15 protein-coding genes, 1 tRNA gene and 1 pseudogene are annotated in these 12,854 nt (G+C 67.6%); 10 read left to right on the forward strand and 7 right to left on the reverse strand.

Annotated elements, in window-relative coordinates; genetic code table 11:
• Window positions 1-12 precede the first annotated feature (12 nt).
• Window positions 13-165, forward strand: coding sequence for a DUF1674 domain-containing protein (locus tag AB2M62_RS17435; RefSeq protein ID WP_404340009.1), 153 nt, complete (start codon window positions 13-15; stop codon window positions 163-165).
• On the opposite strand, the gene AB2M62_RS17440 is transcribed toward AB2M62_RS17435, so the two are convergent.
• Genes AB2M62_RS17440 through tsaD form a run of 3 tightly spaced genes read right to left on the reverse strand, consistent with a single transcriptional unit; the run spans window position 162 to window position 2,694 of the window.
• On the reverse strand, window positions 162-701 hold the full coding sequence (locus AB2M62_RS17440) for a DUF1697 domain-containing protein (RefSeq protein ID WP_404335823.1): 540 nt from the start codon (window positions 699-701) through the stop codon (window positions 162-164). The two genes, AB2M62_RS17435 and AB2M62_RS17440, sit on opposite strands and share 4 nt — an antisense overlap.
• A complete protein-coding gene (locus AB2M62_RS17445; protein ID WP_404335825.1) occupies window positions 698-1,672 on the reverse strand; it encodes an NAD(P)H-dependent glycerol-3-phosphate dehydrogenase in 975 nt (324 codons plus the stop codon). The genes AB2M62_RS17440 and AB2M62_RS17445 overlap by 4 nt, the downstream gene beginning before the upstream one ends.
• Complete coding sequence (gene tsaD / locus AB2M62_RS17450) at window positions 1,669-2,694, reverse strand: tRNA (adenosine(37)-N6)-threonylcarbamoyltransferase complex transferase subunit TsaD (protein WP_404335827.1); 1,026 nt, start codon at window positions 2,692-2,694, stop codon at window positions 1,669-1,671. The genes AB2M62_RS17445 and tsaD overlap by 4 nt, the downstream gene beginning before the upstream one ends.
• 37 nt (window positions 2,695-2,731) lie before the next feature.
• On the opposite strand from tsaD, the gene hemC reads away from it, so the two are divergent.
• Genes hemC through AB2M62_RS17480 form a run of 6 tightly spaced genes read left to right on the forward strand, consistent with a single transcriptional unit; the run spans window position 2,732 to window position 8,028 of the window.
• Window positions 2,732-3,646, forward strand: a complete 915-nt coding sequence (gene hemC / locus AB2M62_RS17455) for a hydroxymethylbilane synthase (RefSeq protein WP_404335829.1) — start codon at window positions 2,732-2,734, stop codon at window positions 3,644-3,646.
• On the forward strand, window positions 3,643-4,302 hold the full coding sequence (locus tag AB2M62_RS17460) for a uroporphyrinogen-III synthase (RefSeq protein WP_404335831.1): 660 nt from the start codon (window positions 3,643-3,645) through the stop codon (window positions 4,300-4,302). The genes hemC and AB2M62_RS17460 overlap by 4 nt, the downstream gene beginning before the upstream one ends.
• A 30-nt stretch (window positions 4,303-4,332) precedes the next feature.
• The gene (locus tag AB2M62_RS17465; RefSeq protein WP_404335833.1) at window positions 4,333-5,193 is read left to right on the forward strand and encodes a hypothetical protein; all 861 of its coding nucleotides are present in this window, start codon (window positions 4,333-4,335) and stop codon (window positions 5,191-5,193) included.
• Between the two features lie 26 nt (window positions 5,194-5,219).
• Window positions 5,220-6,404, forward strand: a complete 1,185-nt coding sequence (locus tag AB2M62_RS17470; RefSeq protein ID WP_404335835.1) for an acyl-CoA dehydrogenase — start codon at window positions 5,220-5,222, stop codon at window positions 6,402-6,404.
• The gene (locus AB2M62_RS17475; RefSeq protein WP_404335837.1) at window positions 6,404-6,922 is read left to right on the forward strand and encodes a GNAT family N-acetyltransferase; all 519 of its coding nucleotides are present in this window, start codon (window positions 6,404-6,406) and stop codon (window positions 6,920-6,922) included. Before AB2M62_RS17470 ends, AB2M62_RS17475 begins: the two co-directional genes overlap by 1 nt.
• Window positions 6,919-8,028, forward strand: a complete 1,110-nt coding sequence (locus AB2M62_RS17480) for a CaiB/BaiF CoA transferase family protein (protein ID WP_404335839.1) — start codon at window positions 6,919-6,921, stop codon at window positions 8,026-8,028. Before AB2M62_RS17475 ends, AB2M62_RS17480 begins: the two co-directional genes overlap by 4 nt.
• A 101-nt stretch (window positions 8,029-8,129) precedes the next feature.
• Here AB2M62_RS17480 and AB2M62_RS17485 read toward each other — a convergent pair.
• The 3 genes and pseudogenes from AB2M62_RS17485 to AB2M62_RS17495 all read right to left on the reverse strand — a co-directional run bounded on the left by AB2M62_RS17485 (window position 8,130) and on the right by AB2M62_RS17495 (window position 9,566).
• Window positions 8,130-8,932, reverse strand: a pseudogene (locus AB2M62_RS17485) (DUF72 domain-containing protein).
• Window positions 8,933-8,963: 31 nt separating this feature from the next.
• A complete protein-coding gene (locus AB2M62_RS17490) occupies window positions 8,964-9,365 on the reverse strand; it encodes a DUF2147 domain-containing protein (RefSeq protein ID WP_404335841.1) in 402 nt (133 codons plus the stop codon).
• 126 nt (window positions 9,366-9,491) lie between these two features.
• Window positions 9,492-9,566: transfer RNA gene (locus AB2M62_RS17495), tRNA-Gly, on the reverse strand.
• 218 nt (window positions 9,567-9,784) lie between these two features.
• On the opposite strand from AB2M62_RS17495, the gene AB2M62_RS17500 reads away from it, so the two are divergent.
• From AB2M62_RS17500 to AB2M62_RS17510, 3 genes are read left to right on the forward strand one after another with little or no spacing between them, the layout of a single operon-like run.
• Complete coding sequence (locus tag AB2M62_RS17500) at window positions 9,785-10,672, forward strand: tetratricopeptide repeat protein (RefSeq protein ID WP_404340011.1); 888 nt, start codon at window positions 9,785-9,787, stop codon at window positions 10,670-10,672.
• Window positions 10,669-11,274, forward strand: a complete 606-nt coding sequence (locus AB2M62_RS17505; protein ID WP_404335843.1) for an LON peptidase substrate-binding domain-containing protein — start codon at window positions 10,669-10,671, stop codon at window positions 11,272-11,274. The genes AB2M62_RS17500 and AB2M62_RS17505 overlap by 4 nt, the downstream gene beginning before the upstream one ends.
• Window positions 11,271-11,438, forward strand: coding sequence for a Trm112 family protein (locus AB2M62_RS17510; RefSeq protein WP_404335845.1), 168 nt, complete (start codon window positions 11,271-11,273; stop codon window positions 11,436-11,438). Before AB2M62_RS17505 ends, AB2M62_RS17510 begins: the two co-directional genes overlap by 4 nt.
• Window positions 11,439-11,571: 133 nt before the next feature.
• On the opposite strand, the gene AB2M62_RS17515 is transcribed toward AB2M62_RS17510, so the two are convergent.
• Window positions 11,572-12,789, reverse strand: a complete 1,218-nt coding sequence (locus AB2M62_RS17515; RefSeq protein ID WP_404335847.1) for a UbiH/UbiF/VisC/COQ6 family ubiquinone biosynthesis hydroxylase — start codon at window positions 12,787-12,789, stop codon at window positions 11,572-11,574.
• Between the last annotated feature and the right edge of the window lie 65 nt (window positions 12,790-12,854).

Below are 12,854 nucleotides of genomic sequence, written 5' to 3' on the forward strand. Positions count from 1 at the left end.
GATCTCCCGCCTATGGCCCAGCGTCCCGAAAATGTGAAACCGCCCGCCTATCTGACGCCGAGCCCGCCGGTGCCCAAGCCCGCACCGGCAACGGATACGCCCGATCCGCTTGACCCGACACGCTATGGCGATTGGGAGCGCAAGGGCGTCGCCGTCGACTTCTAGTCGGCGAGCATCAGCGCCAATTTGTTGACCGTATTCCAGTTGCGCGCCGTCGCGACGGCAGGGAATTTAGCCTTCTTCATCGTCTGGAGCAGCTTCGAATCGCGCATGCCCTGCTGGCTGCGATAGTCGCTGTAGAGTTCGCGGCCGTTGGCGTGGAGCAGTTCGGGGCCGAGGTGCAGGCCGCCATGCCGTTCCAGAGCTTCGGCAGGGAACGGATCGCGGTGGAAGGTCACCAGCATGTGGCTCGGGTGATCGGAAGCGGCTTCGGGATAGGGGTTGGCGGCGATCACCGCGCGCATCGCCTCCAGGTCGCGCACCACGACATCGGTTTTCAGGCCCTGCGCCAGCAGGGCTGCCTCAAGCTTCGCTTCGATTTCGGGACCGGGAAAATTGGTGTCGAACACGACATTGCCCGAGGCGAGCAACGTCTCGACGCGCGCGAAGCCCAGGCTTTCAGCCACCGCCTGCAAGTCCTTCGACAGCAGCTTGCGCTTACCGAGATTGACCCCGCGCAGCAGTGCCGCCCAGCGTTTCACAGCTCTTCCTTGAGCGGGCGCGACAGCAGCGCCTCGACCACGCTGCCGATCGCCGCGCCTTCGAGCAGCGCATTGACTGCCGCGGTCACCGGCATGTCGACCCCGGCATCGGCGGCGGCGGCGCGGAGCACCGGCGCGGTATGCGCGCCCTCCGCAACGGTGCGGCGATCGGCGAGCAGCTCGGCCGCGCTCCTGCCCTGGCCCAGTCCGACACCGAGCGAGAAGTTGCGCGAATTGGTCGACGAGCAAGTGAGCACGAGGTCGCCGAGCCCCGACAGGCCGGTCAGCGTCTCGGCCTGCGCGCCGCGCGCGAGGCCGAAGCGCGTCATCTCGGCAAAGCCGCGCGCGATCAGCGCGGCACGGGCATTGAGCCCCAGGCCCGCCCCCTCGACCACCCCGCAGGCGATCGCGAGCACGTTCTTGACCGCGCCACCGATCTCCGCGCCGATGACGTCTGCCGAGCCATAGGTGCGGAACCCCGGGCGCGCGAGCCGATCGGCGAGCCGGGCGCGCAATGCCTCATCCTCGCAGGCAAGCGTAACCGCGGTGGGTTTCCCGGCGGCCACTTCGTGCGCGAAAGTCGGGCCCGACAGCACGGCGATCGGCGCATCAGGCGCGGCCTGGTGCGCGACTTCGCCGACGAGCAGCTTGCTCCCGGCTTCGATACCCTTGGCGCACAGCACCAGCGGCGTGCTGCCGATCGGCGCGGCGGCGAGCACGGCGCGGACATGCTGAGCAGGCGCGACGACGAGCAGCGCGTCGAGCCCGGCAAGATCGGCGAGGTTGCCAGTAGCGCGGATCAATTCGGCGAGCGGCACGCCGGCGAGGAAGGCGCGATTCTCATGCCCGGCGTTGATGCTGTCGACCACGTCGGGCTCGCGCGCCCAAAGCAGCACGGGCTCGCCGTCCCGCGCCGCAACCTGCGCCAATGCAGTGCCCCAGGCGCCGCCGCCGATCACTCCGATCTTCATGCCTTCACTCCGGCGCCGCGCACCTTCTCCGCATCGGGATCGAGCGGCCAGCGTGGGCGGGCGGGCACGTCGAGCGGATCGGTGAGCCCGGCGGCGAAGCGCTCGGCGCCGGCCCAGGCGATCATCGCGGCATTGTCGGTGCACAGCCACAGGGGCGGCGCGACGAAGCGCAGGTCGTTTTCGGCGGCGAGGCTTTCGAGCGCGGTGCGGACGGCCGAGTTCGCGGCCACCCCGCCGGCGACGACCAGCGCGGTCGGGCGAACCTTGGCGAGCGCGATCCGGGTGCGATCGACCAGGCAATCGACCACCGCCTGCTGGAACGACGCGGCGATATCCTGTGCGCTGTGCTGGCCGACGGCGCGCGCGACTGCGCTCTTGAGGCCGGCGAAGGAGAAATGCGGCTCGCCCGATCCGACGAGCGGGCGCGGTAGCGGCACCGCCCTGGGATTGCCGTGCTCCGCCGCCTTCTCGACTGCGGGGCCACCGGGAAAGCCGAGCCCGAGCAGCTTGGCGGTCTTATCGAACGCCTCGCCCGCGGCATCGTCGATCGTCGTCGCGAGCCGGCGATAGGCGCCGACGCCCTCGACGAGCAGCAGCTGGCAATGCCCGCCCGAGACCAGAAGCAACAGATAGGGAAATTCGAGATCGCGCTCGGCCAGCCGCGGCGACAGGCCGTGGCCTTCGAGATGGTTGATTGCGATCAGTGGCCTGCCGCTCGCCAACGCCAGCGCCTTGCCGGTGACCAGCCCCACCATGACGCCACCGATCAGCCCCGGCCCTGCGGTCGCAGCGATCGCATCGACCTGGTCGAGCGTCACGCCCGCTTCGTCGAGCGCCGCCTCGACCAAGGGCCCGATCATCTCGACATGCGCGCGGGCTGCGATTTCGGGAACGACGCCGCCATAGGGACGGTGCGCCGCTTCCTGGCGCGCGAGCTTGTGCGCGCGAACCGTGCCGTCGCTGTCGACGAGCGCGGCGGCGGTTTCGTCGCAGCTCGATTCAATGCCTAGGATGAGCGCCATTGCATCCATCTAAGCCGTTAGGGCATCAGCACAAGCCATGCCCCCTATTCGTCTCGGTACCCGCGGCTCGCCGCTCGCCCTCACCCAGGCCGGACTGGTGCGCGATGCGCTCGCCGCCGCGCATGGCCTCGCCCCCGCCGCTATCGAGATCGTCGTGATCCGCACCACTGGGGACAAGGTGCAGGATCGCGCGCTTGCCGAAATCGGCGGAAAGGCATTGTGGACGAAGGAATTGGACCGCGCGCTGCTCGCCGGCGAGATCGACGCGGCAGTGCATTCGATGAAGGACGTCGAGACCATCCGTCCCGGCGGCATCGCGATTGCCGCGATCTTGCCGCGCGCCGATGTTCGCGATCGGCTGATCGGCGCCGACTCGATCGACGCCCTGCCCCAAGGAGCGAGGGTGGGCACCAGTTCGCCTCGCCGCGCCGCCCAATTGCGCAAGCTGCGCCCCGACCTGGTTCCCGTGCTCTTCCGTGGAAATGTCGACACCCGCCTCGCCAAGCTGGCGGCGGGCGAAGCCGATGCGACGCTGCTCGCGGCGGCGGGGCTCGAACGACTGGGACGCCATGACGTCGGAACGCCGATCCCCCTCAACGTGATGCTTCCCGCGCCCGCGCAAGGCGCCGTAGGCATCGAATGCCGCGCCGAGGATGCAAAGACTTGCACGCTGCTCGCCGCGATCGACGACATCCCCACCCATGCCTGCATCGCCGCCGAGCGCGCGCTGCTCGCCGCGCTGGGCGCCGACTGCCACTCGCCGGTAGCAGCGCTGGCGCGGATCGAAGGCGCGATCCTGACGATCGAAGCCGAGCTGCTGAGCGAGGACGGCGCGCACCACGTCCATGCCCAGATCGAGGGCGGCCCCGACGATGCCGGGCTCCCCACCGCAGTGGCGCAGGACCTGCTCGCCCGCGCCCCCATCGACGTGCGACGGCTGTTCGGCGGATGAACCGCGCGATCGTGGTGCTCCGCCCGGAGCCGGGCAACCGTGCCACTGCCGCGGCAATCGAGGCGCGGGGACGCAGGGCGATTCGCCTACCCTTGTTCGAGATACGCGCGGTTTCCTGGCAGGCGCCCGATCCTTCGCGGTTCGACGCACTCTTGCTAACCAGCGCCAATGCGGTGCGCCACGCCGGTGCCCAGTTGGGAGCCTTTGCACCGCTCCCGGTGCATGCGGTGGGCGAGGTCACTGCGCAAGCGGCCCGGCGCGCAGGGCTCGACGTGGTGGCGGCAGGCAATTCGGGGGTCGAATCGCTTCTCGCCGCAGGTCGCTTCACCCGCGCGCTCCATCTTGCCGGGCGCGATCGCACGCTGGCCCCCGGCGGGCCGATCGCCGAGATCCACACCGTCTATGCCAGCGAGGCCCTGCCGATCCCCCCGGAAGCGCTGTTGCAGCTCGAAGACGGCATTGCACTAGTGCAGTCGGCACGCGCCGGGGCGAGACTCGCCGAATTGCTCGCGCCGGAAGTCCGCATCACGATCCGAATCGTCGCCGTAAGCCAGGCGGCGGCACGGGCTTGCGGCGAAGCCTGGGAACGCATCCACGTATCCGCCCGCCCCAGCGCCGAGGCAATGATCGAAGCCGCCATCGCGCTCGCCGATTGACCGCGCCGGGCGGTACGGCGAAAAGGAGCCATGAGCGACGAGCCCTTCGCGGCCCCCCAACCCGATAGCGCCCCGCGGCGCACCGGCTACCTCGTTGGCGGCATTGCCTTTATCGGCGGCGTGGCGGTCACCGCGGCCGCCTTCCAACTTGCCGGCGGGTTGCACTCTGCGCCGAATCTTTCGCCGCTGCCCCTGAATGTCCAGCCGGTGCAGCTCCCGGCGCCGCCGCCCGGCACCGATCTCGCGACGCTCAATGCACGCGAAAGCGAGCTTGCCGCACGGCTCGATCAGCTCGCCTTGCGGCTGCGCGACGTCGATGGCGGCGCGCGCACTGCGTCGCTCTATGCCAGCCGAGCCGAGCGGCTGCTGATCGCTGCCAGTGTGCGCCGCGCCATCGAACGCGGCCAGCCGCTCGGCCCGCTCGAACCCCAGCTTCGCCTGCGCTTCGCCGAATCGAACCCCGATGCCGTGGGCGCGATCCTCAATGCCGCCGGGCAGCCGGTGACGCTCGAGGACCTCCGCCTTGCGCTCGAGACGATCGCGCCGCGACTGCGCACCAATCCTGACGACAGCCTGTGGGCACGCGCGCGGCGGCTGCTGAGCGACCTCGTCGTGCTGCGCCAGGCCGATTCGCCGAGCCCGCGCACGTCCGACCGCATCCGCCGCGCCCGCCGCGCGCTCAACCAGGGCGATGTCGAGGCGGCGTTGGCCGAAGTCGCGCACATGCCGGGCGCACCCAGTGCCGAGAGCTGGATCTCCGCTGCCAAGCGCTACATCGCCGCGCGCCAAGGCCTTGCCGAAATCGAGAGCGCCGCGCTCCAACAACCCGCGGCTCCCCCGACGGCAGCAGCCCCCGCCGCCCCGGCGCCCGAACCCGCGCCGGCGGACTGACACAACAAAAAGAAGGTAAGAGAGAGATGGCTGGAATGGGCCGGTTCGACTGGGCGGATCCGTTTGATCTGGACGCGCAGCTCACCGACGAGGAGCGGATGGTCCGCGATGCCGCACGCGACTATGCGCAGGGCGAACTGCTGCCGCGGGTGACCAGCGCCTATCTCGAAGAACGCTTCGACCGCGTGATCATGTCCGAGATGGGTGCGCTTGGCCTGCTCGGCGCGACGATCCCCGAGAGCTATGGCGGCGCCGGACTCGGCTATGTGGCCTATGGGCTGGTCGCGCGCGAAGTCGAGCGCGTCGACTCGGGCTATCGTTCGGCGATGTCGGTGCAGTCGAGCCTCGTGATGCACCCGATTCATGCCTATGGCACCGAGGAACAGAGGCAGAAATACCTCCCCAAACTCGCCACCGGCGAATGGGTAGGCTGTTTCGGGCTGACCGAGCCAGATGCCGGCTCCGATCCCGGCAGCATGCGCACCCGCGCCGAGAAAGTGGATGGCGGCTATCGCCTGACCGGCACCAAAATGTGGATCACCAATTCGCCAATCGCCGATGTCTTCGTCGTATGGGCGAAGAGCGACGCGCATGGCGGCGGGATCAAGGGCTTTGTGCTGGAACGCGGGATGGCCGGCCTCTCGACCCCCAAGATCGAAGGCAAGCTGAGCCTGCGCGCCTCGATCACTGGCGAGATCGTGATGGACGGCGTCGAGGTTGGCGAAGACGCGCTGCTGCCCGAGGTTCAGGGATTGAAGGGTCCGTTCGGCTGCCTCAACCGTGCCCGCTACGGCATCGCGTGGGGGAGCATGGGTGCCGCCGAGGCCTGCATGCACGCCGCGCGGCAATATACGCTCGACCGCGCCCAGTTCGGCAAGCCGCTCGCCGCCAATCAGCTGGTGCAATTGAAGCTCGCCAACATGCAGACCGAGATCGCGCTGGGCTTGCAGGCGGTGCTGCGCTGCGGTCGGATGTTCGACGCAGGGACATTGGCGCCCGAGGCGATCAGCATCATCAAGCGCAACAATTGCGGCAAAGCGCTGGATATCGCCCGCGTCGCGCGCGACATGCATGGTGGCAACGGCATCTCGGCCGAATTCCATGTGCTGCGCCACGCGATCAACCTCGAGACGGTCAACACCTATGAAGGCACCCACGACGTGCATGGGCTGATCCTCGGCCGCGCGATCACCGGGATCGCCGCGTTCTGATGGACCTGCAGCCGACGCTGACTGGCGAGCGGGTAGTGCTGCGGCCGACCGTGGCGGGCGATTGGGAGACGCTGTTCGCCGTCGCCCGCGATCCGCTGATCTGGGCACTCCACCCCGCGCACGACCGATGGCAGGAGCCGGTGTTCCGCCGCTATTTCGAGGACGCGCTCGCCTGTGGCGGCGGGCTCACGATCCTCGACAAGACGAACGGCGCGGTGATCGGCGCGAGCCGCTATTACGGCCATGTTCCGGAGCGCGACGAGATCGAGATCGGCTGGACCTTCCTCGCGCGCGACTATTGGGGCGGCGCCTATAATCGCGAGGTCAAGCAGCTCATGCTCGACCATATCCACGCCTTTGTGGAGACCGCCTTGTTCCTCGTCGGTGAGGGCAATCTCCGCTCCCAAGGTGCGATGCGCAAGATCGGCGGCGTCGAGCGTGCCCAACGGCTGGTGCGCGACTATCCGACCGGCCCGGCAGCGCAGATCGTCTACGAGATACGCCGGCCGGCACAATGAAGCCGCTGTCGGACATCAAGGTCGTCGAGCTGGCGCGGATCCTAGCCGGACCGTGGTGCGCCCAGCTGCTCGCCGATCTCGGCGCCGAAGTGGTCAAGGTCGAACGTCCGGGCGAGGGCGACGACACGCGGCACTGGGGACCGCCTTTCCTTTACGACGAAGCCGGCGCGCCGCTCGACGCCGCCTATTTTCACGCCGCCAATCGCGGCAAGACTGCGCAGGCAATCGACATTGCGACTCCGGAGGGTCAAGCAGCGGCGCACGCGCTGATCGCGGACGCCGATGTGGTGATCGAGAACTACAAGGTCGGCGGGCTGGCCAAATACGGGCTCGACCCTGCGCGGCTTCGTGCACTGTATCCGAAACTGGTGATCTGCTCGATCACCGGCTTTGGCCAGTCTGGTCCCTATGCGCCGCGCGCGGGCTATGACTTCATCATCCAGGGGATGGGCGGGTTCATGTCGCTGACCGGCGAGCCCGACGGCGCGCCGCAAAAAGCGGGCATCGCTTATGCCGACATCTTCACGGGAGTCTATTCGGCCGTCGCGATCCTGGCGGCGCTGCGTCGGCGCGATGCCGAGGGGGTTGGCGCGCATATCGACATGGCGCTGCTCGACACTCAGGTTGGCGTGCTCGCCAACCAGGCGCTGAACTGGATGGCATCGGGCAAGGTGCCGCATCGGATGGGCAACGGCCATGCCAATCTCGTTCCCTATCAGGCATTCAGCGCGCGAGACGGCGCGTTGATCATCGCGGTGGGCAATGATTCCCAGTTTCGCAAATTGTGCGGCGTACTGGGCCTGCCTTATGGGGTGGATGCGCGCTTCGCGACCAATCCGGCGCGGGTACGGCATCGCGAGACGCTGATCCCACTGCTCGAGGCGGCGATCCGGCAATGGGCCAAGGCCGATCTCTATGAGGCGCTGGAGACCCAGGGCGTACCGGCCGGCCCGATCAACACCCTCGCTGAAGTCTTTTCCGATCCGCAGGTTGTGTCGCGCGGGATGCGTATCGCCCCTGAGGGCGTGCCCGGCGTTGCGAGCCCGATCGTGATCGATGGCGAGCGCATGGTGGCGTCACGCGCAAGTCCGAAGCGCCCGGGCTGACAAGGCCCGGGCGCTTCGGCTTTTCATTTTCTGGTGCGCGATCCCGAAGGGTAACGGTGCAAATGTGCATCATTACGCACCCGTTGCAAACTTAAAATTGGCTAATCTTTTCTGGCCAGGCGGCAAATCAATTCCTGCGCCGCCGCAGGTGCCCGCACCTTGCCGCCATGGATGAAGAATAGGAACGTTTCGCGCGGCACCGCCTGCGGCGTTTCAGGCTCGACATAGGGCAGCCCCTCGGGCTTGCCCCCGCCGCCCAGGTGCGGGCGGCGTCGGTCCAGCGCGGTATCTCGGCTTCGGGATAGCAGAGCGGATTCTCGTCCTCCCCCGCTTCAAGCCGCGCGTAGACGAAGTCGCCGGTAATGTCAGCGATCGCCGGATATTGCGGCGAATCGGCATAGACGATGGTCACCCCGGCCTCGCGGCACATTGCGACGAATTCAGGCACCTGGAAGCTCGCATGCCGCACCTGGATGGCGTGCCGCAGCGTCACCCCGTCCTGCACACGCGGCAGCAAGGCGAGGAAGGCATGGAAATCATCGGGCTCGAACCTCTTGGTCGCCATGAACTGCCAGAAAAGCGGGCCCAGCTTGTCACCGAGCTCGGTCAGCCCCTGGCCGACGAAGCGCTGCACCGATTCGCCCGCATCGGCCAGGATCTTGCGATTGGTGCAGAAGCGCGAGCCCTTCACCGTGAAAACGAAACCGTCGGGCGCCGCCGCTGCCCAGCCAGCGAAGCTCGCGGGCTTGAAGGTAGAATAATACGTGCCGTTAATCTCGATCGCGCTCAGCTGGCGCGAGGCATATTCGAGTTCCTTCTTCTGCGTCAGGCCGGTGGGATAGAAAGTCCCGCGCCAGGGTTCGAAGGTCCAGCCGCCGATGCCGATTCTGATGGGTGCGCTCATGCTGCCGGCTTAGCCCGGATCGCGCCGCGCGTCAGTCCGCTACGCGCGTCCAAACTTGCGATTTGCACCCGACCCCGAGGATCAGGCAGCCCTTTCCGACCAGCCGGTCGTCGCCAACCAGCGTCACCGTGCCGCCAAAGGTCTTGCGGATGTCAGGGACGAACACCTTGCCCTTCCACATATTCGGCCGGACCTGGCGGAGATTGCGGAAGATCTGGGTGCCGACCAGATCGGCCCCGCCGCCCTTGCGGGTGTCGGCAATCGCCTTCTCGCTGGCCCAGATCACCGTGCCGCAGACGTTGACGCCGCAGGGCTCGAAGCGAATGTGCACCGATTTGCTTGGATTCGCCCAGACATGGCTCGGAGCCTCCGCCGCGCCGGTGAGTGCGGCCGCGGCCAGCAGCGGAAGGACGAGGCGGGCAAGGCGAGTCATGCGGGTCTCCATCGGCGCGAACCATCGCTGATTCGCCGGACCTATAGAATCACCCGTTGGTGTGAAAGACAGCAGCGAGCGCGCGTTACCTCGGCCTCGGCGAATGACGATTTCGGAGGAAATCGCTGGAGCGGGCGAAGGGATTCGAACCCTCGACCCCGACCTTGGCAAGGTCGTGCTCTACCCCTGAGCTACGCCCGCTCTGGCGTCTGGCCCCGTGCGACAAGCGCTTCGGGGCGGGTGAGGCGCGGCCACTAGCAGCGGGTTCCGGGTCGCGCAACCCCCTTGCACGCCTTTTTGAAAAAGCTTGGCGGTGAAGGCATCAGCGCCCACATAGGCGCGCATGCAATCGCGGCGCCCCCCTTGGGGCCGCGGCGCGTGCGAACTGATATGGGAGCCCAACCTTGGCCACGCTTGGAATGACGCCTGCCGAGAAGGAAGCGGTCGACGCCTTCCGCCGCGACATCGTCGAACCGTCGATGACGAACCTAATCCTCATCGATTTTTGGGCCGAATGGTGTGGGCCGTGCAAGGCGCTGAGCCCGGTGATCGAAAAGGTTGCCGAGGAATATGCGGCCAAGGGCGTCCGCCTCGCCAAGGTCGATGTCGACAAAGAACAGTTCATCGCGGCGCAGTTCCAGGTCCGCTCGATCCCGACGGTCTATGCGATGTACCAGGGCCAACTCGTCGCCGATCTCACCACGGCACGCACCGAGACTCAGCTGCGCACGATGCTCGACCAGATCCTGCGCCAGCTTCCCATCCAGAGCGAGGCTGCCGATGCGGAGGCGGAACTCGAGCCGCTGATCGCGATGGCCGAGCAGGTGCTGGGCGAAGGCGATGCCGAGCGCGCGCTGTCGATTTTCGACCAGCTCGCCGAAATGGCCCCCGATAATGTCGCGGTGCTCGCGGGCAAGGCGCGCGCGCTGCTCGCGCTCGGGCGCATCGATGACGCCGAGGCGGCGCTTGCCGCGCTGCCCGACGACGCCAAGAGCCCCGAGATCGAGCAGGCGCGCGCGGGCATCGCGCTAGCCCGCGAGGCACAACCGGTCGAGGACCTGTCCGGGCTTGCCGCGCAGGCCGCGACCGGCGACATGGACGCGCGCTACGAGCTCGCCGGCGGGCAGATGGCCGCGGGCGACCGCGAATCGGCGGCGGAGACGCTGCTCGCGATGATCCGCGACGACCGCGAATGGAATGAAGGCGCCGCCCGTGCGCGGCTGCTCAAGCTGTTCGAAGCGGTCGGGCTCGAAGACCCCTGGGTGTCGGCGCAGCGCCGGAAGCTCTCCGCGATCCTATTCGGATGAGCACGCGGCTGTCGGTGTTCCCGCTTTCGGGGGCGCTGCTCTTTCCGCGGTCGCGCCTGCCGCTCCACATCTTCGAGCCTCGCTATCGTGCGCTGGTGACCGACAGCCTCGCGCGCGACCGGCGGATCGGGATGATCCAGCCGCGCGCCGAGGGGGAACCGCCGCCTCTGTTCGACATTGGCTGTGTGGGCCGGATCGCCGAGGTAGAGGCGCTGCCCGATGGCCGTTTCGACATCGTCCTCGAAGGGCTGGCGCGTTTCGCCATCTTGCGCGAACTCGACGTCGTGACGCCGTTCCGCCAGGTTGAGGCGGAATTGATGTCTCAAAGCGAGAGCGAGACCTTGTCGCTCGGCAGCCGCGCGTCGATCGAGATGGAATCGCGCCGCTTCGCCGACGGGCTCGGCTATGTCGTCGATTGGGAAGCCGTGACGCGGCTCGACGACGAAGCGTTGGTCAACGGCATCGCCCAGATTGCGCCGTTCGACGCCGCATCGAAGCAGGCCTTGCTGGAAGTCGATTCGCTTGAGGACCGCGCGTCGCTGATCGTCCAGCTGATGCAATTCTTCGGCCGCCACGGCGAAGAAGGCGCGACGCTGCAATGATCGAGCCTTGGCTGCTCGAACGGCTAGTGTGCCCGGCAACCCGCACCAGGCTGCGCCATGACGAGGCTGCGCAGGAGCTACTCTCGGAAGAGGGCGGTCTCGCTTATCCAATTCGCGATGGCGTGCCGGTGTTGCTGGTCGAGCACGCGCGGCGGCTGGGCTAGCGCGACCCGGCATCCGTCCTTGGGGAGACCCAAATAGCGATCGGATCGGGGATGCCGATATCCATCCCGTCCATCGTGATGTGGCAGGGGCACGGGGCTCCGATAGTGACTAGCGCAACCGCCCAAAGGTCGATCACACCGTCAGCCCCTGAAGCAACTTCGGCACGTCGCCGCTCTCGCCCCGCGCCTCGCCCATGAACCAGTCCTTGAGCGGGGGCAGCTTGTCGACTGCGCTGAGCCCGAAGCGGCGTACTGCAGCCGCGGTTTTCCCCGGAATGCCGAAAAGCCGAGTCAGCCCGTCGGTGGCGGCGGCGACCATGAAGGTGTCGAGCCCGCGCCAGCGCTGATAGCGCGCGAGGAGTTGCGCATCGCCCAGGTCCATCCCCAGCCGCTTGCCGTCGACCAGCACCTCGACCAGCGTCGCGACGTCGCGGAAGCCGACATTGACGCCCTGCCCGGCGATCGGATGGATGCCGTGCGCAGCATCACCAACCAGCGCGAGGCGATCGGCAGTGATCCAGGCTGCGTGGTGGAAGCCGAGCGGATAGCTGAACCGCCCGGAGAGGGGCCCCAGCGCCCCAAGAAACCCGCCCATCTTCTTTTCGGCTTCGGCAAGATAGGCGCGATCCGAAATCTTGGTCATTCCCGCGGCATCGCGCGCGTTGACCGTCCAGACGATTGCCGAGCGATGGCCGTGGTCGTCGTCGAGCAGCGGCAGGATCGCGAACGGCCCTTCGGGATAGAAGATCTCGAAGGCGATGTTCTCGTGGCTGCGCGCATGCCCGAAGGTCGCGACCATCGCGGCATGGTCGTAGGTCCAACGCGCGGTCTTGAGCCCAGCTGCATCGCGGGTTGGTGAGTTGCGCCCCTCGGCGGCGATGAGCAGCGACGCGTGAACGGTGCCACCCGAATCGAGGGTCGCAGTGACGCCGGTCGCGCTACGATCGACGTGCACTGCCCGTGTTCGCATGCGGACATCGGCCAGAGGTGCAGCCAGCGCAGCCTCGAACAGCGCCCCCCGCAGCACTCGGTTTTCGAACATGTGGCCGAGCGCGCCTTCATCCTCACGCGGCGCGAAGTCGAGCTTGCCGGGTTCGAGCCCATCCGAGACACGAATTCCCGCGATCGGGCAGCCCTTGCCGGCGAGTCGATCTGCAACTCCGATCGCTTCGAACATCCGCATCGGCGCGCTGGCGATCGCCGAGGCGCGGCCGTCGAACCCGGCGCCCAAGATGGTCTCGGGATCGGCGGGATCTACGACGATAGAGGTTAGGCCATGCGCATCGAGCGCAACCGCGAGCGCGCTGCCGACCAGCCCGCCGCCAAGAATGAGAACATCCGCGCGATCCATGCCCTCGCACTAGCAGGTTCGAGCGCCCAAGCCAGCGGTACAAAACAAGGCCATCTTGACGTCGG

The organism is Sphingomonas sp. MMS12-HWE2-04 (assembly GCF_044881185.1).
Classification (GTDB): Bacteria; Pseudomonadota; Alphaproteobacteria; order Sphingomonadales; family Sphingomonadaceae; genus Sphingomonas.

Bases quoted from the DNA above. Each gene is read 5' to 3' on its own strand.
- AB2M62_RS17500 (WP_404340011.1), top strand. From the start codon at position 9,785: ATGACGCCTGCCGAGAAGGAAGCGGTCGACGCCTTCCGCCGCGACATC.
- AB2M62_RS17505 (WP_404335843.1), top strand. From the start codon at position 10,669: ATGAGCACGCGGCTGTCGGTGTTCCCGCTTTCGGGGGCGCTGCTCTTT.
- AB2M62_RS17435 (WP_404340009.1), top strand. From the start codon at position 13: ATGGCCCAGCGTCCCGAAAATGTGAAACCGCCCGCCTATCTGACGCCG.
- AB2M62_RS17460 (WP_404335831.1), top strand. From the start codon at position 3,643: ATGAACCGCGCGATCGTGGTGCTCCGCCCGGAGCCGGGCAACCGTGCC.
- AB2M62_RS17445 (WP_404335825.1), bottom strand. From the start codon at position 1,672: ATGAAGATCGGAGTGATCGGCGGCGGCGCCTGGGGCACTGCATTGGCG.
- AB2M62_RS17470 (WP_404335835.1), top strand. From the start codon at position 5,220: ATGGCTGGAATGGGCCGGTTCGACTGGGCGGATCCGTTTGATCTGGAC.
- AB2M62_RS17480 (WP_404335839.1), top strand. From the start codon at position 6,919: ATGAAGCCGCTGTCGGACATCAAGGTCGTCGAGCTGGCGCGGATCCTA.
- AB2M62_RS17510 (WP_404335845.1), top strand. From the start codon at position 11,271: ATGATCGAGCCTTGGCTGCTCGAACGGCTAGTGTGCCCGGCAACCCGC.
- AB2M62_RS17490 (WP_404335841.1), bottom strand. From the start codon at position 9,365: ATGACTCGCCTTGCCCGCCTCGTCCTTCCGCTGCTGGCCGCGGCCGCA.
- AB2M62_RS17465 (WP_404335833.1), top strand. From the start codon at position 4,333: ATGAGCGACGAGCCCTTCGCGGCCCCCCAACCCGATAGCGCCCCGCGG.
- tsaD (WP_404335827.1), bottom strand. From the start codon at position 2,694: ATGGCGCTCATCCTAGGCATTGAATCGAGCTGCGACGAAACCGCCGCC.
- AB2M62_RS17515 (WP_404335847.1), bottom strand. From the start codon at position 12,789: ATGGATCGCGCGGATGTTCTCATTCTTGGCGGCGGGCTGGTCGGCAGC.
- hemC (WP_404335829.1), top strand. From the start codon at position 2,732: ATGCCCCCTATTCGTCTCGGTACCCGCGGCTCGCCGCTCGCCCTCACC.
- AB2M62_RS17475 (WP_404335837.1), top strand. From the start codon at position 6,404: ATGGACCTGCAGCCGACGCTGACTGGCGAGCGGGTAGTGCTGCGGCCG.